Source organism: Cytobacillus oceanisediminis 2691, from assembly GCF_007678455.1.
Lineage (GTDB): Bacteria > Bacillota > Bacilli > Bacillales > Cytobacillaceae > Mesobacillus > Mesobacillus oceanisediminis_A.
On sequence record NZ_VEEP01000004.1, the window covers coordinates 341934 to 361489 of the forward strand.

The window sequence follows — 19556 nt, forward strand, 5'->3', positions numbered from 1 at the left end:
CATACATTTTAATAGTATTTAGAGGGGGGACAGGAATGAAAGCAAAATTTATTATATTATTTTCGGTGCTGATGTTGATCGTGCCGTTCGCAGCATATGCAGAACCACAGTCGCCTGTAGAAGAACTGGACAATATATCAGACCAGGCCTTGCAGATGGTCAAGCTTCACCGTTATGAAGATGCAAACAGGCTGCTGGCCCATTTTTCAGAAGAGTTTTTGCTGGTGACAGGAACTGGCCGTCCGTTTAGCATGGATGAACTGCGCATCATTACAGTCGCACATGATGAGGCATTGGAGGCAGTAGCCAATGGTGATCTTGGACATGCTGAAAGAATGAACAGGGTGACAAAATTCCGGCTGGTGATTGATGCGATCGCTTCTACCCACCAACCGTTATGGGCTGAGATGGAAGACCCGATCATGACTGTTTTTAACAATATGAAAACGGCTGCCTATGAAGGTGACAACGATCAATTCGACAGTAATCTTAATTCCTTCCTTGCTTTGTATAATGTCATCCATCCAAGCATGAAAATAGATATCAATCCGGAAAGAATCCAAAAGGTCGATGCAAAAGTCAGCTTTATTGACCAGTACCGGCCGCAGGTCCTCCAGGAAGCTTCAAGCAGGGAAGAACTGGAGGCTCTAGAATCGGATTTGCAAAATATCTTTGATGATATGACGGAAGATGAAGCAGACCCTTCTCTATGGTGGGTCATGATTTCGACTGGCAGCATCATCATCCTTACATTGTCTTATGTCGGCTGGAGAAAATATAAAGGCAACAGTGAGAAAACAAAGAATGTCCAAAAAGAACGAAAAAATTGACAGCCTATTTAAGTATTAATAAAATAGTAATAACAGCTAGAGTTGTAAGAGGAGGTAACAGATGTATCTCATTTATTTCGCGATTATTATCTTGATCCCGATTTGGGCTCAATTCAAGGTAAAAGGGGCATACAAAAAGTACTCACAAGTGGCTTCTTCATCCCAGATGACAGGAGCGGAAGTCGCACGTAAAATTTTGGACGATAACGGTTTGTATAATGTGGGTGTTGAGGAAACCAGGGGTTATTTAAGTGATCACTATGACCCTCGTGCCAAAGTAGTCCGCTTATCATCAGGCAACTTTTTTGGTCATTCCGTTGCAGCGGCCGCAATCGCTGCCCATGAAGTTGGCCATGCCATCCAGGATGCCGAGGATTATGCATTCCTCCGATTCCGCCATGCGCTTGTGCCAGTGGCAAGTCTTGGTTCAAACTTCTCATGGATATTGATCCTGATCGGAATTTTTGCAAACTTAAGCGGAATGCTTCTGCTGGGAATTCTTTTCATGGCAGCTGCCGTTGTATTCCAGGTCATTACATTACCGGTTGAATTCAATGCTTCCAACCGCGCGATGGATCAAGTGGTGTCAGCTGGAATCATCCGCAATGATGAAGAAAGAGAAACGAAGAAAGTATTGAATGCAGCAGCTTTGACTTATGTAGCAGCCGCAGCTGTAGCGGTGCTGGAATTGTTGCGACTAGTAATGATCTACACTGGGATGACTAGTGAAGACTAAAAAAATCCGGACTTGTCCGGATTTTTTTTAGTGAGATAAGAAAGTATAATATAGACTTTGAGAATAGTCCAGCTCCAGCGCCTAGCCCCTCGAGACGTTTCGGTCCGCCCAATGAAGTCAAAAGAACGACTTCACTGGTCGGCCCTCCAACGCTTGTCGGGGCTGACCAAGGCGCTTGCGCTTTTTATCTTTCTATAGGAAGTTTGTTCTCATCAAGTGTGAATCCTTCGCCAAGGACATCATGGACGACCGTAACAGATACGAAAGCGTGTGGATCCACTGAGTTAATCACTGTCTTTAGGCGGACGATTTCGTTTTTTGCGACAACACAGTAAAGGACATCTCTTTCAGCCTTCGTATAGGAACCTACTGCTTTTAAACTGGTGACTCCCCGGTCCATTTCCTTCATGATTTTCGCAGCAATCTCTTCGTTTTTATCGGAAATGATCATGGCGCCCCTTGCGGCATAAGCACCTTCCTGCATGAAATCAATTACCCTGGCTCCGACAAATACGACGACAAGAGTATACATCGCCTCCCGATAGTCTAAATATGTAATGAGTGATAGGGTGATAACCCCGAAGTCGAACATGAACATCGTCCGGCCCATTGTCCAGCCGAAATATTTCTGCGCAAGCCTTGCGATGATGTCAACTCCGCCAGTCGTTCCACCGTAGCGGAAAATGATTCCGAGCCCGATTCCAATAAAAACCCCAGCAAACAGTGCTGCTAAAAACAAATCTTCATATAAAGGCATGTCGATTTGATACTTTTGGAATATCCCTAAAAATATCGAAACACCAACAGTTCCGATGATTGTGTATATAAAAACACTCCGTCCAAGAAGCTTCCAGCCGAGGAAGAACAAGGGCAGGTTCAGCAGCAGGTTGGTGATGGAAGGGGACCAGCCAAACACGAAATAAAGCAAGAGTGTAATCCCTGTAAAACCGCCTTCTGCCAAATTGTTCTGCATATTAAAATGAACAAGTCCGAACGAGAAAATAGCGGAACCAAGTAAAATGAACAAGATGTTTTTAATTTTCAGGCCATTAAGCAAATGAATTCCCTCCTAGTGCCAGGAATAAAATCTCCTGATTGAAGCGCTTATATTATATAAAATATAGCAAGCAAGGGCAATCTTTTACAGGAGGGGCAATAAGAGTCGGAATTTTCTTTGTTTCCTCCCTTATTTTCAGAGAGTAACCCGAGATCTTTGATTGATAGAGAAAGTAATAGCTGCGAAATGAAAAGCAAATTGTCCAGCAATATACATGCAGCAGAAAAATTAACTCGAAATAAAAATATTTGTCAAAGCTACTCCGTTAAGCTAACATCGATATAGAAAAGCATACATAAAAAGGTTGGGTGAATCTTTTGAGTAACAAGACGATGAAAGAACTCCAGCAGGAAGTCGACGCTTATATAAGCCAGTTTAAAGAAGGATATTTCAGTCCACTTGCTTTGACGGCACGGATGACCGAGGAACTAGGTGAACTGGCCCGAGAAGTCAACCATTACTATGGAGAAAAACCTAAGAAAAAAGAGGAAGAGGAAAAAACAATTGAAGAAGAGTTGGGAGACATGTTGTTCGTGATGATTTGCTTCGCCAACTCGCTGAATATAGCCCTTGAAGAAGCACACAACAGGGTCATGGAAAAATTCAATACAAGGGATAAAGATCGCTGGACAAGGAAAGACAGCTAAAAGGAGCGGGATTATATTGGAAAAAGTTAAAATTGTCATTGCAGGTCCACGGGGAAGGATGGGTAAAGAAGCCGTCAATCTCGTCCTTGGAACGGAAGGGTATGAATTGGTGGGAGCGGTCGACCGAAAACATGAAGGACTCAGAATTGGTGAACTTGATGGTTTTCCGGAAAGTGAAGCATTGATTTACACTGATTTCGAGAAATGTCTCCAGGAGACGGAACCAGATGTCCTGATTGATCTGACCACTCCAGAAGTGGGTATGTTCCATACAAGAACGGCTTTGAAATACAAAGTCCGTCCTGTAGTCGGTACAACTGGTTTTTCGGATGAAGACCTTGCTGAACTTGAGAAGCTTTGTGCTGTACAGGAAACAGGCTGTATCATTGCGCCAAACTTTGCTGTCGGGGCTGTATTGATGATGAAATTTTCACAAATGGCCGCAAAGTATTTCAATGATGTGGAAATCATTGAGCTTCATCATGACCAGAAGCTTGATGCCCCTTCAGGGACCGCAGTGAAAACAGCACAGATGATTTCTGATGTCAGGGAAGCAAAAAAACAGGGACATCAGGACGAAAAAGAAACACTAAAGGGAGCCCGCGGTGCTGATTATGAAGGGATGCATATCCATTCAGTACGGCTGCCTGGTCTGATTGCCCACCAGCAGGTTCTGTTTGGCGCTGATGGACAAACGCTCACAATCCGCCATGATTCCTATAATCGCAGCTCTTTTATGTCAGGAGTAAAGCTGGCTGTTGATTCTGTGATGAAAATGGATGCTTTTGTTTATGGATTAGAGAATATCATCGAATAGGGGAGAGCTTATGAATATTGCCTTAATCGCCCATGATAAGAAAAAGGATGATTTAGTGGGGTTTACAGTCGCATATAAAGAAATCTTTGAAAAACATACATTATTTGCGACGGGCACTACTGGTTTGAGGATCATTGAAGCAACCGGGTTAGAGGTCCAAAGATTCCAGTCAGGTCCGCTGGGCGGAGACCAGGAAATCGGCGCACGGATCGCAAACGATCAAATGGACGCTGTATTTTTTTTCAGGGATCCGCTGACGGCCCAGCCGCATGAACCTGATGTCACTGCCCTTGTCCGTCTTTGTGATGTATACGCAGTACCCTTGGCAACCAATATGGGAACGGCCGAAATACTCGTAAAAGGAATCGAGCGAGGCGACCTTGATTGGAGAAACATAGTGAAAGAGAAATCTGGTGATAAAAATGGAAGCAATCAAGCTTGATATATTGGCTTTTGGCGCCCATGCAGATGATGTTGAAATCGGCATGGGCGGAACGATCGCCAAATATGCTGAAAAAGGAAAAATAATGGGGATTTGTGATTTAACAAACGCAGAAATGTCTTCAAATGGGAGTGTAGAGATAAGGAAACAGGAAGCGAAAGAGGCGGCGGATATCCTTGGAGTTCGGAAGAGGGAAACACTTGACCTGCCGGATAGAGGCCTGTTCCTTAAGGATGAATACATAAAGGAAATCGTTAGAGTGATTAGGCGGGATCGCCCGGAATTGGTCTTTGCACCCTATTTTGATGACCGTCATCCTGACCATGGCAGCTGTGCGCGCCTTGTCGAGGAGGCGGTCTTTTCGGCAGCCGTCAGAAAATATGATGAACAATCGGGGCTGGATGCCCACAGGCCGAAAGCCTTATATTTCTATATGATCAATGGTTTTCATAAGCCTGATTTTGTTGTGGATGTATCTAATTTTATGGATAAAAAAATTGATGCCCTTAATGCTTATGAAAGCCAGTTCAAGAAAAGCGACTCTACTTTTGAGACACCGCTTGTGAACGGCTATATCGAAACAGTTGAGGCCCGGGAAAGGTTATTCGGCAAGGAAGCAGGCGTGAGTTTCGCTGAAGGCTTCATGTCCAAAAAACCGCTGCTGATCCATAACGATTTGTTAGGGGAAGAAAAATGAAGAAACTTAAAATTGGCATCACCTGTTATCCGACAGTAGGAGGTTCAGGTGTTGTCGCGACAGAGCTTGGGAAGCTGCTGGCTGAAAAAGGTCATGAAATTCACTTCATCTCCTCGAGTCTCCCTTTCCGGCTGAAAAAGATGTATCGAAATATTTACTCGCATGAGGTCGAAGTCAATCAATACTCAGTGTTTCAATATCCTCCATATGATATCGCACTGGCAAGTAAAATAGCAGAGGTAGCCGTCCTGGAGAATTTGGATGTCCTGCATGTTCATTACGCTATACCCCATGCTGTCTGTGCGATCCTGGCACGACAGATGAGCGGAAGGGATTTGAAAATCGTTACAACCCTCCATGGAACCGATATTACCGTGCTTGGATATGACCCATCACTGACAGATGCCATCCGATTCGGAATCGAAAAGTCTGACTATGTAACGGCTGTTTCTGAATCATTGATTAAACAAACTTACGATTTAATCAAACCAAAGAAAGAAATTGACTGTGTATACAATTTTATTGATACTCGCGTCAACAAAAGGGTGGACACGTCCGACCTCAGGGATCAATTCGGGATTCTCCCTGACGAAAAAGTAATCATCCATGTTTCCAACTTCCGTCCTGTCAAAAGAGTTCCTGATGTGATCAGAGCATTTGCAGGGATTGCCGAAAAGCTTCCGGCAAAGCTGTTGCTTGTCGGGGACGGTCCTGAAATGAAGAAGGTATGCAGCCTGGCCAGCGAGTTGGGGGTTCGGGATCAAGTATTGCTGCTTGGAAAACAGGAAAGGGTGGAGGAACTTTATTCATTGAGTGATTTAATGCTTCTTTTGTCCGAAAAAGAGAGTTTTGGACTTGTAGCCCTTGAAGCAATGGCTTGCGGCGTACCCTGCATCGGAACAAACGTCGGTGGCATTCCGGAGGTAATTGTCGATGGTGAGACAGGCTATATTTGTGAGCTGGGAAATATTGCTGAGATTACTGAAAAGGCGGTAGAAATCCTTGCAAATCCCGAAGCTCATAAACGATTTGCCGCAAACTCCCTGAAACGGGCTGAAAGAGATTTCAGCGCCGAACAAATCGTGTCAGAATACGAAAACATTTATTACAGCCTGCTGGAGAATGATGAAGATGATCCCAAATCTATTTAAAGAGGCAGCACCCGTAATTGAAAGGATTGAAAATGCTGGTTTTGAGGCTTATTTTGTAGGTGGATCTGTCAGGGACCACCTTCTTGGCCGTTCAATAGCTGATGTTGACATTGCTACGTCCGCTTTGCCGGAGGAATTGAAGCGGATTTTCAGCAAGACCGTTGACGTGGGGATTGAGCATGGAACCATTCTGGTCCATCACGGCCAGAGCCATTATGAAGTTACCACTTTTCGATCTGAAGCAGGCTATACTGACTTTCGAAGACCTGATAGCGTTTCTTTTATCCGCTCTCTGAAGGAGGACCTTCAGCGCCGCGATTTTACAATGAATGCCATAGCCATGGATAAAGATGGCCATATCATTGACCCTTTCGCAGGAAGAGATGCAATCGACCGAAAGATCATAGTCACTGTGGGTAATCCGGATGAGCGGTTTGGCGAAGATGCATTGAGAATGCTTAGGGCAGTCAGGTTCCAGTCCCAATTATCCTTTTCAATCGAGAAGGAGACTTTTGAATCGCTGGCGTCTCATTGCCATCTGCTACAGAACATAGCTGTCGAACGAAAATTAGTGGAATTTGAGAAATTGCTGCTGGGACCGGGAAGGCAAGAGGCAATCATGCTGCTGGCTAAAAGCGGTATCTCTCAGTATTTGCCTGGTATGAAAGGGAAGAATGGACAGCTGATGAATTTCTCATCACATTTGACCTCGGACCTTGAACTTGAGGAATTATGGGTACTGCTCCTTTTTGAATTAGAGCTGTCAGAACAAGAAGTTGACGGTTTCCTGAGGGAATGGAAGCTGCCTGTCCAGAAGATCAAGAAGTATAAGAAGATCCATTCATTGCTATTATATCGTCTTGAAAACCAATGGAGTCTGGAATCCGTCTATAAGGCCGGACAGGCCGATGCCATCAGCGCGGAAAAAGTATTTGGGACCCTTCGTGAATATGGAAGTAATCCTGAAGGTGTAACTCAATTGTATGACATGCTGCCTATCCAGAATCGCGAGCAATTAGCAGTTTCTGGGAACGACGTAATGACATGGATGGAAAAACAGCCAGGCCCGTGGCTGCGGCAGGCCCTTGATGAAATTGAACGATCTGTAATCTATGGCAAAGTGCCAAATGAGAAGGAGAAAATAAAGCAATGGCTGAACGCGCCCAATCAGAAATCAGGAAAAAATTGATCGATGCTTTTACCAATAATGAATCGGAATATTTATCTGGACAAAAGTTGGCAGACATCGCTGGCTGTTCAAGGACAGCAGTATGGAAACAAATCGAAGAACTTCGCAAGGAAGGATTCCAGTTCGAGGCGGTAAGGAGAAAAGGCTATAAGATTGTTTCAATACCTGCAGATATGACAGCAGATAAGATTACTCTGGGATTGAAGACAGAAATCCTGGGAAGGAATCTGCACTACCATGACAGCGTAGAATCGACTCAGAAAATTGCCTATAAACTGGCTTATGAAAATGCCGAAGAAGGAACAGTCGTCATAGCAGAAGAGCAAACAGCAGGAAGAGGAAGAATGGACCGTAAATGGCATTCACCCAAATACACGGGTATCTGGATGAGCGTTCTGCTCCGCCCAAAAATCCCCATCCCAAAAGCCCCGCAGCTGACACTGATCACCGCGGTAGGTGTGGTACAGGCCATAGAAGAAGTAACCGGTTTATTACCCGAAATAAAATGGCCCAATGATATCATGATAAACGGAAAAAAAATAACAGGAATCCTTACAGAACTTCAGGCGGAGTCAGACCGCATCAATTCTGTCATTATTGGTATTGGCATCAATGTCAATTCTTTGGCAGAGGACTTTCCTGAAGAAATACGGCCAATCGCTTCATCTCTGGCGATCGAGTCAGGCAGGACAATTGACAGGGAAGAATTGATCAGGACAATACTTGAAAAATTGGAAAAGCTATATTTTCTTTATCTGGAAAAAGGTTTTTTACCGATAAAATTGATGTGGGAAAGTTACGCAGTCAGTATTGGCAAACAGATCATTGCCCGTACGATTACGGGGGAAATCAGGGGAAAAGCTACTGGAATAACAGAAGATGGTGTTCTCTTGATTGAAGATTCTGCAGGTGCTGTCCACAATATTTATTCTGCAGATATCAAAATAGACGGATAATTTCATTATATAGCCAAAAAAGCAGTCTTTTGCTATAATCAATCTGGGCGGTATCGAGAGAACTGCACCTGAAGTGATGATTAAATAAAAATAGTTCTGCCTGGATCCGATTGCGGACTGGGACAGAGGGATGAAACAAATGCGGCTTCAAAGGGTCCTTCTGGCATAGATGGGTCCTTTTTTAGTGTCTTGCAATGATGGATTGTTTTATCTCCTCTTCAGAAAAGGAGGAATGGAAATGAAACAAACAACGGATTTCTTGAAAATGAAGCAAAGTGGCAGCAAGATTGTCATGGTGACAGCCTATGACTATCCATCGGCAAAACATGCTGAACAGGCAGAAGCTGACATGATTCTCGTTGGAGATTCATTGGGCATGGTCGTGCTGGGGTATGATTCCACGATTCCAGTGACAATGGAGGATATGGTCCACCATTCAAAAGCCGTCCGGCGCGGAGCAGGCAATACCTTCATTGTTGTCGATTTGCCATTTATGAGCTATCATCTGTCAATCAAAGACACATTATTAAATGGTGCCAGAATCATGCAGGAGACTGGGGCGAATGCCGTAAAACTTGAGGGTGCTGACGAGGTTATAGATCATATCAGCGCACTTACGAAATCAGGTGTACCGGTTGTTTCACATCTTGGCCTGACACCACAATCTGTTGGTGTTCTTGGAGGATACAAAGTCCAGGGAAAAAGTGCAGATGCTGCCAAAAAGCTGATCGAAGATGCAAAAAAATGTGAAGAAGCAGGTGCGTTTGCCGTAGTGCTCGAGTGTGTGCCTAAGCAACTTGCTGAACAAATCAGCAAAGGTCTATCAATCCCGACAATTGGTATTGGCGCTGGCGCGGAAGTCGACGGCCAGGTACTTGTCTATCATGACATTATCACGTATGGAGTGGACCGTGTCCCAAAATTCGTGAAACAATATACGAATGTGAATGAACAAATTACCGCCGGGCTTGGTGCCTATGTTTCCGAAGTGAGGCATAAAGCATTCCCGGAAGATAAACATACATTTACGATGAAAGAAGAAGAATTGCAGGCATTGTACGGAGGAAGAGAATGAAAATCATCAGTACGATCACAGAAATGCAGCAACAAATGCAAAAATTAAAATCTGAAGGCAACAGCATTGGCTACGTGCCAACGATGGGATTCCTGCATGAAGGGCATATGTCCTTGATGAAAATGGCGCGGAAGGAAAATGAAGTTGTCGTCCTGAGCATATTCGTGAATCCTCTCCAATTCGGCCCTAATGAGGATCTGGATGCCTATCCGCGTGATTTTGAACGTGATCATAGGATTGCCGAATCTGAGGGAGTAGATTATATCTTCTATCCTTCAGCAGAAGAAATGTATCCAAATAATCCTTCTGTTAAAGTGACCGTTGTTGATAGGACGAATGTACTTTGCGGCAAATCAAGACCGGGGCATTTTGATGGCGTTGCCACGGTGTTGATCAAGCTTTTCAATATCGTTCAGCCTACAAGGGCTTATTTTGGGCTGAAGGATGCCCAGCAGGTTGCTGTTGTTGAAGGTTTGGTCCAGGATTTTAATTTCCCGATTGAATTGATTCCGGTTGATACTGTCAGGGAAGAGGATGGTCTTGCCAAAAGTTCTCGAAATGTCTATCTGAATGAACAGGAGAGAGAACAGGCACCAGAGCTGAACAGAAGCCTTCTGTTGGCAAAAGCCGCCGTGGAGAGCGGTGAGCGGAATCCAGCAAAGCTTTCCGAAATGATGAAGAACCATATTAACGAAAATACGACCGGAATAGTCGATTATATTGAAATCTACTCTTATCCAGAGCTGCAATCCCTAAAGGAATTGACAGGCAGGATCATCATCGCAATGGCAGTCAAGTTTTCGAAAGCCAGATTGATCGACAATATCATTTTAAATGTAGAATAACTTTTTAGGGGGAGTACATTCCATGTTCCGCACCATGATGAACGGTAAAATACATCGTGCAAGAGTAACCGAGGCAAATTTGAATTATGTAGGCAGCATCACAATCGACAGTGATATACTTGATGCTGTTGGTATGGTTCCGAACGAAAAGGTACAAATCGTCAATAATAATAATGGCGCCCGTTTTGAAACATATATTATCCCTGGGGAAAGAGGCAGCGGGGTAGTGTGTCTGAATGGAGCAGCAGCCCGTCTAGTCCATGAGGGTGATGTTGTCATCATCATTTCATATGCCCTCATTCCTGAAGAGAAGGTAGCGACCCATCAGCCGAAAGTTGCATTGATGGATGAAAACAACCATATCGTTGAAATGATCCATGCTGAACCTGAGAAAACGGTATTTCTATAGAGCCAGAGAACTCCCGACCATCGGGAGTTTTTTCATACATATCTCACATGGCCGCTATACACGAAATTATGACATAAAGAAATTATATTGGTGATACTAGGATTAATAGATGGAATAAATTCGATAAAACACAAAAGCTTGTTTTTACGTAAATTAGTGAAAGCAACGTGGTATAAAAATGAGCCAGAAAAATACTGTAAAGCTCCTGCTTTCACTTTCATATTTTTTGTGATACGTTTTTGTTTGACTGAATGTTAGAGGTGTATTGAAAAATGAGCCAAAAATTTGTTGTGGTCGATTTAGAGACTACGGGTAATTCTCCAAAAAAAGGTGACCGAATTATACAGTTTGGTGCAGTTGTAGTTGAGGATGGCCGAATTACCGGCCAGTTCTCCTCTCTCGTCAATCCATTACAGAAAATACCCGTTTTTATTGAAGAACTGACAGGCATTTCGGATTCCATGGTTAAGGAAGCTCCATTATTTGAGGAAATCGCTCCGCAGGTTTCTGATATGCTTGAAGATGCTTATTTTGTGGCTCATAATGTATTATTCGACCTTTCCTTTTTACAGGAAGAATTATTAAATGCAGGCCAGGAAGGTTTTTATGGTCCGGTTATAGATACTGTGGAAATGGCGAGGATCTTGTATCCGACTGCCGATAGTTTTAAATTGACTGACCTTGCTGCGAGGGAGGATCTCCAACACGACCGTCCTCATCAAGCAGATAGTGATGCCCGGGTGACAGCAGAGCTTTTATTGATCATGCTCAATGCAGTTGGTTCGCTCCCTTTTGTCACAATCAAAGAGCTGGCTAAGCTTTCAGAAGGACTGAAAAGCGATCTTCATTTGATTTTTGATGAGATAGTGAATGTAAAGGAAAGCCGAATCGAGATTTTACCGGAGCATATAGAAGTTTTCCGCGGGATAGCTTTAAGAAGGAAACCCGTGATTGAAAATGATGAACATCAGGCAATTGATTATCCAAAGTCAATGGAAGACAAAAAAACCTTACTGCAAAAAGCTTTTACCGGATATGAAATAAGGCAAGGACAATTCGAGATGATGGACCTTATTTATGATGCGTTCCATAAAAACGGCCATGCATTGATTGAAGCCGGAACTGGCGTAGGGAAGTCCCTGGGTTATTTGATTCCCTCAGCTGTGTTTTCGCTGGAAAGCAATAAACGTGTAGTGATCAGTACATATACCACCCAGCTGCAGGAGCAGCTTCTGACGAATGATGTCCCGAAATTAAACCAGGCATTGGGTAGAAAAGTGAAGGTTTCGCTGATAAAAGGGAGGAGCCACTATATTAATATGGCTCGCTTTGAGCAGTCTCTCAGGGAAATAGAAGAGAATTATGATACTGCCCTAACAAAGATGCAAATCCTTGTCTGGCTGACCCAAACCGAAACTGGTGACTATGATGAACTCAATTTGTCCAGTGGAGGGATGCTTTACTGGAATAAAGTGAAGAATGAGCGTTCCATCTTCATCAAGACAAAGCACTGGGAGGCATATGACTTTTATAAAAAGGCCATTGAAAAAGCGCAAAATGCGGATCTCCTCATCACCAACCATGCGATGCTTCTTGCCGACCTGGTGTCAGAAAATGGGCCTTTACCGGAGTATGAGCATGTTGTCCTTGATGAAGGTCATCAATTCGAAAAGGCAGCGGGCAAATATTTTGGAGAGTCGCTCGATTATATGTCAGTCAGGCTGGTGCTGAATCAAATCGGTCTTTACGAACAAAATCAGCTATTCTATAAGCTTGAATCCTTGCTGAACGAGGTTGGAGTTCTTAATGGTGAACATCGTCATACCTTTGAAATCAATCATTTGATATCTGATTTAGTCTATGAAACAGAGGACCTATTCAAGCTTGCAGGTACCTATGCAAGGAAGGCGATGAAGAATAAAGTTGCTGGGAGCAAAATCCATGCAAGCATGGTTCCTGAAAGGGAAAATCGGATATGGACAGCATTGAGGACAACTGCTGAAAGGGTTTATTTTCATCTTAGAGATTTGATTGAAGCCCTTGAAAAAAGGCTGGAAGATGCATGGAGAACCCCGGACAGCTTTTCAGCAAGGCAAATGGCGATACTGGAAGAGGTTGTTCAGGCCAAGGAAGATTTGGAACAAATTTGCATCACGGCCAAAAGACTATTTACAGATGAGAACAGGTATGTGAGGTGGATTGAAGCTGATACAAGGTCAATGCAAAATTCAACGGCTATCTTTTCACGTCCAGTTAATGTTTCCGAATATCTGGAGGAGCAATTTTTCTCCAGGAAGAAGAGTGTGGTCGTAACATCAGCGACTTTATCGGTTAATCATTCTTTCAGCTTCATCAAAAGAGAATTAGGGTTGCAGCAAGTGCTGTTTGAGAAGCACATCCGGTCTCCATTCTCCTATAAGTCACAAGTGAAACTCGTCGTCCCAGATGACTTGCCAGATATTAAATCTGTTTCTGATGATGACTATGTCGCAGCCATTTCGGAACATATCATTTCGATTGCCGAAGCCACAAAGGGCAGGATGCTGATTTTGTTCACCTCGAATGAAATGCTGAAAAAGACATACAATCTGATCAAGGAAAGCGGCCTTCTGGAGGATTTTGTATTGATTGCCCAGGGGATTACTGCAGGCAGCAGAACGAGATTGACGAGGAATTTTAAAAGGTTCGATAAAGCGATCCTGTTTGGGACGAGCAGTTTTTGGGAGGGTGTGGATATACCAGGTGAAGACCTTTCATGTTTAATCATCGTCCGGCTTCCTTTTTCGCCCCCTGACGAACCATTTACAGCAGCAAAATGTGCATTGATAAAAGAGAATGGGGGAAACCCTTTTTCTGAGTTATCATTGCCGGAAGCAATTCTCCGCTTTAAGCAAGGTTTTGGAAGGCTGATTCGGACATCCGATGATCGTGGCCTGATTTTTGTTTTTGACCGGAGGCTTGTAACGACAAAATACGGAAATGCCTTTTTAAGGTCAGTGGCTGACGTGCCGGTCGAAGAAAAATCAATAACTGATATTGTTGATTTGATTCATCATTGGCTGTAGGCGTGCATCAGAATGGTTTAGATTCCAGATTCTTGTGCCATGCTGATTGCTCAGTCCCAGGAACGAACATCAACAACTAAATTGAAAAGAGTCAACTTTTCCAAAAGTCTTTTTATATTTTCAGCCAAATGACGCACTCTATAGCTAGAAGTAATTGGAGGAGTGTATATGAAGCTGATAATGGCAATCTTCGCCATCGTTAATTGGTACTATTTCCCGTATGAATCTCCTTCAGCTCCTGTTGAGGTGGAAGGAGTCGATGTCAACCTTAAAAGAGATGAACTGGCCTTCACTTTTCTTGCTTTGAGCGATGGGGAAGCTTCGCTGATCCAATACGCCACCGGCGAAAATATCCTGGTGAATACGGGTGGCAAAGGAACAATGAAGGAACTTGAAAGGCTGCTCGCTCTCTTTCATGTAAAAAATATATCTACAGTCATTTTGACATCAAGTTCGGAAATGGAAAACCTTGAGGAACTCATACGGAAATACGATGTTGGCAAAGTAGTGAGCGGAAAAGCCGGAGAGACTGCACTAATGGCGAAAAAAATCCCCGCTGGAGTTAAGGTGGAACAATGGAAGCAGGGCGATCTTCGAAAACTGTTGCCTGGGTTGACCGCAGAAGTTGTCTTCGATGGAGATAAAGAAACCGAGGGGACGGATATCTCTTTTCAATTTTTCCATCATCAAATTTTTTATATCAGTTCAGCAAGCCGCCACTCGGAGCAGGCTTTTCTTGCTGAGCCATTAAGAAATGTCAATATCATTAAACTTCCCGCTTATGGTGCTAAGGGCTCGTTTTCCGATCTCTTGATCGAGCATATGGATCCGCAGTTGGCCATCATATTTAAATCAAATTCAATAAAGCCTGATCCCGATTTAGTGGAAATGCTTCATGAAGCCTGGATTGATGTTTATTTCACAAAACAGCATGGTACTGTTACAATAAAGTTTACACAGTCTACTTATGATGTGATTACCATTATGGGTGAAGAATAAAAAACTGCGCATATACTGCGCAGTCATTTTTGATGTGTGGGCTAGAATTTTTTTGTTTGATTTTGTTCTTATCCTTACAGTAAAGACCATCTCCTGATATAATGAGTGGTGTTAATTGTATTGTTTGCAGCGGGATGCTGTTCTATAAATGTCAAAAAATGTGCAAGGAGAGAGTTGCAGGATGGAAAGCAAAATCGAAATAATTTCTACGGTTAAGGTCCAGAATAGTCCGGATCTATATAAAATAGTTGATGCCCTTAACAGGTCCTTGAAACATGATGACCTCATGTTTGGCCTGGCTTTGGACCAGGAGGATAAAGATAAGGCCGTCTTTACGATTTACCGTACCTAATGAAAACATCTTTTATTTTACCGCTTGTTCAACCAGGTTGAGGGGAGCGGTGAAGTGAGCTTACATAAAGAAGGGATACATGTGAAGAAGTGGATTTTATTGAGTGTGCTTTTTGTGGCCATCATCACGGGAATCCTGGTGAATGTTTACTTGAATGCGATGGAACCAGTTAGTGCCGCAGAAAATAAGGCTGTGAAGATTGCAGCGAAAGAAACGAACCTGTCTGATTTTACTGACTTCAATCTTTACAGTGGTGAAGAAACTTATTATGTCATGACAGGGAAAAATGCCAGGCAGGAAGACGTATATGTCTGGATCAATGAAAAAAATGGTGAATTGATTACGAGAATTGCCAAAAATGGAATCACGAAAAAAGAAGCGTTAAATAAACTATATCAGGAAAAGAATCCTGATGAAATAATCGCTGTAAGGCTGGGCATGGCCAGAATCCAAAAAACGGACAGGCCGGCCTGGGAAATTTATTACCGTAAAAACAGCGACACCATCAATTATTATTATGTCGATTTCGAGACGGGCGAAAAATTGAGGGCTATTAATAATTTATAAACGTGTTCTATTGAACGCAATTAAAATATAGGAGGAAAAAGGATGGAGATCCAGTTAGCCGGCAGAGTGGGAGCACTCACACCTTCATCAACTTTGGCCATCACCGCCAAGGCAAAAGAATTAAAAGCACAGGGAAAAGACGTGATTGGACTTGGAGCGGGTGAGCCTGATTTCAATACACCGCAGCATATAATCGATGCTGCTGTTAAATCGATGAATGAGGGATTCACAAAATATACTCCTTCAGGCGGGCTTCCTGAATTGAAAAAGGAAATCGCAGCGAAATTAAAAGCAGATCAGGGTCTTGATTATCAGCTGAGTGAACTCATTGTCACCAGTGGTGCAAAACATGCATTGTACACATTATTCCAGGTTCTGCTTAATGAGGGCGATGAAGTCATCATTCCGATTCCTTATTGGGTCAGCTATCCAGAGCAAGTGAAGCTGGCAGGAGGAACCCCAGTCTATGTTGAAGGGCTGGAACAAAATAATTTCAAGATCACTCCAGCACAGCTGAAGGAAAAGGTGACGGATAAGACCAAAGCAGTCATCATCAATTCGCCAAGCAATCCTACGGGGATGGTTTATTCAAAAGAAGAATTGCAGGCAATTGGAGATGTTTGTCTTGAAAAGGGCATCCTGATCATATCTGATGAAATCTATGAAAAATTGATTTATGGTGAAGCTGAACATATTTCGATCGCACAACTATCAGACGAATTGAAAAAGCAGACCATCATCATCAATGGTGTTTCAAAGTCCCACTCCATGACGGGGTGGAGAATCGGGTATGCTGCCGGTGACAGCATCATCATCAAGGCTATGACTGACCTGGCAAGCCACAGTACCTCGAATCCGACTACTCCGGCACAATATGCGACAATCGCAGCATACGCTGGATCGCAGGAAGAGGTCGAGATGATGCGTTCCGCTTTTGAAGAAAGGCTTGAAATCATTCATCTTAAGTTGAATGGGATTCCGGGAATCAGCTGCATTAAGCCTCAGGGAGCATTTTATCTGTTCCCGAATGCAAAAGAAGCTGCCTTGATGACAGGCTGCAAGGATGTAGATGAGTTTGCGGAAATACTGCTGACTGAAGCAAATGTTGCAGTTGTTCCTGGCTCTGGTTTTGGGGCTCCGGACTTTATGCGCCTTTCTTATGCGACATCACTCAGACAGTTAGAGGAAGCAATCAGCCGAATTCATGACTTTGTTAACAGCCGTGCATAAAAACAGCAGACGGAGAACTGTGAACCGGTTCTCCGTCTCTTTTTGAAAAGGCTCTGTAATTTCAGTGCCTGAAACGATAATCAGCAGCTTTGTTACACAGATTTTATGGTTTGAATCTGAATCGCCTTTTCGATATTTTTCGACTAATTTCCCTTTTTAATCTTTTTCTATTTTATTACCAGCCGGGCTTGTTCATGCTATACTATGAAAAGAGGTGTCCGGAATGAAAAAAGCAGATATGTTAGATTGGCTGAAAGAAGGGAATGTTACTATTCCTTCAGTATTGCTGACGCAGTACAAAGAAATGAGATTGAACGAACAAGAATTGGCATTATTACTCCATGTTTTCTATTTTTCTGAAAAAGGAAATGAATTTCCTACTCCCACTGAACTTGCAGCCCGCATGACGATATCCGCTTTCGAATGTACTGATTTGCTCCGTGCACTGATCCAGAGAGGGTTTATATCAATCATTGACGGAAATTCCACTGAAGGAATCAGATATGAAAAATACTCACTTGAACCCCTTTGGGATAAGCTGTTTGACCAGTTCATGCTGAAACGTAAGCAGGAAAAAGAGCTTATGGAGCAGAAGGAAGAAACAGATTTATATACCGCGTTCGAAAGAGAGTTCGGCAGGCCATTGTCGCCGTTTGAATGTGAATCTCTCGCAATGTGGATGGATGATGATCACCATGACCCGATCATCATTAAAGCTGCTTTGAGAGAAGCTGTGATATCGGGGAAATTGAATTTTCGGTACATAGACCGGATTCTTTTTGAATGGAAAAAGAATGGAATCAAAACAATCGAACAGGCTAAAAGTTACGGAAGGAAATTCAGGCAGCATCAGAGCACGCAGCGGGCAGCGAAGGAAGAGCCTAAAGTTTCCGCCAATCCTGTACCTTTTTATAACTGGCTAGAACAGTAATTGTTATGAGAGAATTCATTCATTCTCTCTTTTTTCATTTCATTTTGTTTTGTGAAAGTATGAAACTGAGCCCCAAAATTAACAAAATCGGAAATGTGGTGAAGAAATCATGTTAAATAAGCAGCAAATCAGGTTCTGCCTTGATGAAATGGGCAGGATGTTCCCTAATGCACACTGTGAGCTGGTCCACTCAAATCCTTTTGAACTTGTGATAGCAGTTGCATTGTCGGCTCAGTGCACTGATGCACTTGTCAATAAAGTGACGAAGAACTTGTTTCAAAAATATAAAACTCCTGAGGATTTTTTGGCCGTGACATTGGAAGAATTGCAGCAGGATATCCGCTCTATTGGACTGTATCGTAATAAAGCAAAGAATATTCAAAAGCTATGCAGGATGCTTATCGATGAATATGGAGGGGTTGTGCCTGCAGACAGAGATGAATTGACAAAGCTTCCCGGAGTAGGACGGAAAACTGCTAACGTCGTTGTTTCCGTTGCATTTGGAGTTCCTGCGATTGCAGTGGATACACATGTGGAGCGCGTCAGCAAACGGCTTGCTTTTTGCCGGTGGAAGGATTCAGTGCTGGAGGTCGAGAAGACTTTAATGAAGAAAATTCCTGAAGAAGAATGGTCAATTACTCACCACAGGATGATTTTCTTTGGCCGGTACCATTGTAAAGCACAGAATCCAAGATGTGAGACTTGTCCTTTGCTTGATGTTTGCAGAGAGGGCAAGAAGCGGATGAAGGATAAATTGTAAGGAAAAGGACTATTAACTCCGGGGAGAGGAACGCTGTTATGGAGAAAATCCTTAGTGATTGGAATCATTACAATTCAGAACTCCGCCATCACTTTACAAACAGGGATCGTGACCAGGCACTACCAATAATGAATAAGGCAATTGAATTATTCAAGCAATTTCTTTTCGCTACGAATGGAATGAATCAAGAGCTGCATTCGATTGAAGAGTGTAAACTCAAGCCCGTAAACGTCCTTGAAAGATTAGAGTTTGTTACATCAAGGCCTGGCCTTTTCCAATCCTATAAGCAACTGGCGGAACTATTCGCCGAACAGGAAAAGCAGTATGCCAGAAAGACAGCTTTAAATCATGCAAAAAATAAAGAGGGTGTCCCAAAAGTATAAACTTTTGGGCATCCTCTTTATTTTTTAGACTGCTTGTAAAAATAGTCCGTTGATTTCCGTTCCAGGTGCTTCGCTTTCCGCGGGGCTGGCGCTGAGCCTCCTCATCGCTTCGCTCTTGCGGGGTCTCACCTGACCAGCTGCGCCCGCAGGAGTCTACGCGCCTTCCACTCCAATCAACTCAGGTTTTCTAAATTCATTTTTCCGCGCAAAAAAATACAAGAAAATCCCTCTTTTGTTATAATTAAGTCACCACAACAAAACAAACAGAAGGAGAGATTTTCTTGTACAAAAATTATAACACAAACCAGTTGACCCTTCCAATGGACATTCAAGTTTTAATCCCTCAAGAGCACCTTGCCCGATTGATTGATCTTGCCGTCGACCAGATGAACCCAAAAATCTTTCTCTCTCTTTATCC

21 protein-coding genes are annotated in these 19556 nt (G+C 43.1%); 20 read left to right on the forward strand and 1 reads right to left on the reverse strand.

The genetic code is table 11. The annotated features are described in order from the left end of the window. The first annotated feature begins 35 nt into the window (after nucleotides 1–35). Both ypjB and FS736_RS10905 read left to right on the forward strand, forming a co-directional pair. On the forward strand, nucleotides 36–830 hold the full coding sequence (gene ypjB / locus FS736_RS10900; protein ID WP_144476828.1) for a sporulation protein YpjB: 795 nt from the start codon (nucleotides 36–38) through the stop codon (nucleotides 828–830). A 61-nt stretch (nucleotides 831–891) separates the two neighbouring features. After that, entirely contained in the window at nucleotides 892–1566 is a 675-nt protein-coding gene (locus FS736_RS10905; RefSeq protein ID WP_144476831.1) for a zinc metallopeptidase, read from the forward strand. Nucleotides 1567–1750: 184 nt separating this feature from the next. Here the strand turns inward: FS736_RS10905 and FS736_RS10910 are convergent, their stop codons facing one another. Beyond that, nucleotides 1751–2623 carry a YitT family protein gene (locus FS736_RS10910; RefSeq protein ID WP_144476834.1) on the reverse strand — a complete coding sequence of 291 codons (873 nt, stop codon included), beginning with the start codon at nucleotides 2621–2623 and terminating at the stop codon, nucleotides 1751–1753. Between the two features lie 317 nt (nucleotides 2624–2940). Here FS736_RS10910 and FS736_RS10915 point away from each other — a divergent pair, with 317 nt between their 5' ends. The 18 genes from FS736_RS10915 to FS736_RS11000 all read left to right on the forward strand — a co-directional run bounded on the left by FS736_RS10915 (nucleotide 2941) and on the right by FS736_RS11000 (nucleotide 19138). Further along, on the forward strand, nucleotides 2941–3270 hold the full coding sequence (locus FS736_RS10915) for a nucleotide pyrophosphohydrolase (protein WP_144476837.1): 330 nt from the start codon (nucleotides 2941–2943) through the stop codon (nucleotides 3268–3270). A 16-nt stretch (nucleotides 3271–3286) separates the two neighbouring features. Continuing rightward, nucleotides 3287–4087: a 4-hydroxy-tetrahydrodipicolinate reductase gene (dapB, locus tag FS736_RS10920; RefSeq protein ID WP_144476840.1), complete on the forward strand. Its 801-nt coding sequence runs from the start codon at nucleotides 3287–3289 to the stop codon at nucleotides 4085–4087. Nucleotides 4088–4097: 10 nt separating this feature from the next. Next, complete coding sequence (gene mgsA, locus FS736_RS10925) at nucleotides 4098–4529, forward strand: methylglyoxal synthase (RefSeq protein ID WP_144476843.1); 432 nt, start codon at nucleotides 4098–4100, stop codon at nucleotides 4527–4529. Continuing rightward, a complete protein-coding gene (bshB1, locus tag FS736_RS10930; protein WP_144476957.1) occupies nucleotides 4510–5226 on the forward strand; it encodes a bacillithiol biosynthesis deacetylase BshB1 in 717 nt (238 codons plus the stop codon). Before mgsA ends, bshB1 begins: the two co-directional genes overlap by 20 nt. Further along, complete coding sequence (bshA, locus tag FS736_RS10935; RefSeq protein ID WP_144476846.1) at nucleotides 5223–6377, forward strand: N-acetyl-alpha-D-glucosaminyl L-malate synthase BshA; 1155 nt, start codon at nucleotides 5223–5225, stop codon at nucleotides 6375–6377. The genes bshB1 and bshA overlap by 4 nt, the downstream gene beginning before the upstream one ends. Further along, nucleotides 6349–7566, forward strand: coding sequence for a CCA tRNA nucleotidyltransferase (locus tag FS736_RS10940; protein ID WP_313959717.1), 1218 nt, complete (start codon nucleotides 6349–6351; stop codon nucleotides 7564–7566). The genes bshA and FS736_RS10940 overlap by 29 nt, the downstream gene beginning before the upstream one ends. Then, on the forward strand, nucleotides 7527–8522 hold the full coding sequence (locus FS736_RS10945; RefSeq protein WP_144476848.1) for a biotin--[acetyl-CoA-carboxylase] ligase: 996 nt from the start codon (nucleotides 7527–7529) through the stop codon (nucleotides 8520–8522). Before FS736_RS10940 ends, FS736_RS10945 begins: the two co-directional genes overlap by 40 nt. A gap of 238 nt (nucleotides 8523–8760) precedes the next feature. After that, nucleotides 8761–9597, forward strand: coding sequence for a 3-methyl-2-oxobutanoate hydroxymethyltransferase (gene panB, locus FS736_RS10950; RefSeq protein WP_144476850.1), 837 nt, complete (start codon nucleotides 8761–8763; stop codon nucleotides 9595–9597). Beyond that, nucleotides 9594–10442, forward strand: coding sequence for a pantoate--beta-alanine ligase (gene panC, locus FS736_RS10955; protein WP_144476852.1), 849 nt, complete (start codon nucleotides 9594–9596; stop codon nucleotides 10440–10442). Before panB ends, panC begins: the two co-directional genes overlap by 4 nt. A gap of 22 nt (nucleotides 10443–10464) precedes the next feature. Then, complete coding sequence (panD, locus tag FS736_RS10960) at nucleotides 10465–10851, forward strand: aspartate 1-decarboxylase (protein ID WP_144476855.1); 387 nt, start codon at nucleotides 10465–10467, stop codon at nucleotides 10849–10851. Between the two features lie 272 nt (nucleotides 10852–11123). Next, entirely contained in the window at nucleotides 11124–13916 is a 2793-nt protein-coding gene (dinG, locus tag FS736_RS10965; protein WP_144476858.1) for an ATP-dependent DNA helicase DinG, read from the forward strand. Nucleotides 13917–14084: 168 nt separating this feature from the next. Next, nucleotides 14085–14915: a ComEC/Rec2 family competence protein gene (locus tag FS736_RS10970; protein WP_144476861.1), complete on the forward strand. Its 831-nt coding sequence runs from the start codon at nucleotides 14085–14087 to the stop codon at nucleotides 14913–14915. A gap of 181 nt (nucleotides 14916–15096) precedes the next feature. After that, a complete protein-coding gene (locus FS736_RS10975; RefSeq protein ID WP_144476864.1) occupies nucleotides 15097–15267 on the forward strand; it encodes a YpmA family protein in 171 nt (56 codons plus the stop codon). A gap of 54 nt (nucleotides 15268–15321) precedes the next feature. After that, nucleotides 15322–15834, forward strand: coding sequence for a cell wall elongation regulator TseB-like domain-containing protein (locus FS736_RS10980; RefSeq protein WP_260983582.1), 513 nt, complete (start codon nucleotides 15322–15324; stop codon nucleotides 15832–15834). 48 nt (nucleotides 15835–15882) lie between these two features. Then, nucleotides 15883–17064: a pyridoxal phosphate-dependent aminotransferase gene (locus tag FS736_RS10985; RefSeq protein WP_144476966.1), complete on the forward strand. Its 1182-nt coding sequence runs from the start codon at nucleotides 15883–15885 to the stop codon at nucleotides 17062–17064. A gap of 223 nt (nucleotides 17065–17287) precedes the next feature. Further along, on the forward strand, nucleotides 17288–17995 hold the full coding sequence (locus FS736_RS10990) for a DnaD domain-containing protein (RefSeq protein ID WP_144476867.1): 708 nt from the start codon (nucleotides 17288–17290) through the stop codon (nucleotides 17993–17995). Between the two features lie 109 nt (nucleotides 17996–18104). After that, nucleotides 18105–18755, forward strand: a complete 651-nt coding sequence (nth, locus tag FS736_RS10995) for an endonuclease III (protein ID WP_144476870.1) — start codon at nucleotides 18105–18107, stop codon at nucleotides 18753–18755. A gap of 38 nt (nucleotides 18756–18793) precedes the next feature. Continuing rightward, nucleotides 18794–19138, forward strand: a complete 345-nt coding sequence (locus FS736_RS11000) for a YpoC family protein (protein ID WP_144476873.1) — start codon at nucleotides 18794–18796, stop codon at nucleotides 19136–19138. Nucleotides 19139–19556: the final 418 nt, after the last annotated feature.

Coding starts and splice junctions, on each gene's coding strand:
- FS736_RS10970 (WP_144476861.1), top strand. CDS start 14,085: ATGAAGCTGATAATGGCAATCTTCGCCATCGTTAATTGGTACTATTTC.
- FS736_RS11000 (WP_144476873.1), top strand. CDS start 18,794: ATGGAGAAAATCCTTAGTGATTGGAATCATTACAATTCAGAACTCCGC.
- ypjB (WP_144476828.1), top strand. CDS start 36: ATGAAAGCAAAATTTATTATATTATTTTCGGTGCTGATGTTGATCGTG.
- panD (WP_144476855.1), top strand. CDS start 10,465: ATGTTCCGCACCATGATGAACGGTAAAATACATCGTGCAAGAGTAACC.
- FS736_RS10945 (WP_144476848.1), top strand. CDS start 7,527: ATGGCTGAACGCGCCCAATCAGAAATCAGGAAAAAATTGATCGATGCT.
- bshA (WP_144476846.1), top strand. CDS start 5,223: ATGAAGAAACTTAAAATTGGCATCACCTGTTATCCGACAGTAGGAGGT.
- mgsA (WP_144476843.1), top strand. CDS start 4,098: ATGAATATTGCCTTAATCGCCCATGATAAGAAAAAGGATGATTTAGTG.
- panB (WP_144476850.1), top strand. CDS start 8,761: ATGAAACAAACAACGGATTTCTTGAAAATGAAGCAAAGTGGCAGCAAG.
- FS736_RS10940 (WP_313959717.1), top strand. CDS start 6,349: ATGATGAAGATGATCCCAAATCTATTTAAAGAGGCAGCACCCGTAATT.
- FS736_RS10990 (WP_144476867.1), top strand. CDS start 17,288: ATGAAAAAAGCAGATATGTTAGATTGGCTGAAAGAAGGGAATGTTACT.
- panC (WP_144476852.1), top strand. CDS start 9,594: ATGAAAATCATCAGTACGATCACAGAAATGCAGCAACAAATGCAAAAA.
- FS736_RS10975 (WP_144476864.1), top strand. CDS start 15,097: ATGGAAAGCAAAATCGAAATAATTTCTACGGTTAAGGTCCAGAATAGT.
- FS736_RS10905 (WP_144476831.1), top strand. CDS start 892: ATGTATCTCATTTATTTCGCGATTATTATCTTGATCCCGATTTGGGCT.
- dinG (WP_144476858.1), top strand. CDS start 11,124: ATGAGCCAAAAATTTGTTGTGGTCGATTTAGAGACTACGGGTAATTCT.
- nth (WP_144476870.1), top strand. CDS start 18,105: ATGTTAAATAAGCAGCAAATCAGGTTCTGCCTTGATGAAATGGGCAGG.
- bshB1 (WP_144476957.1), top strand. CDS start 4,510: ATGGAAGCAATCAAGCTTGATATATTGGCTTTTGGCGCCCATGCAGAT.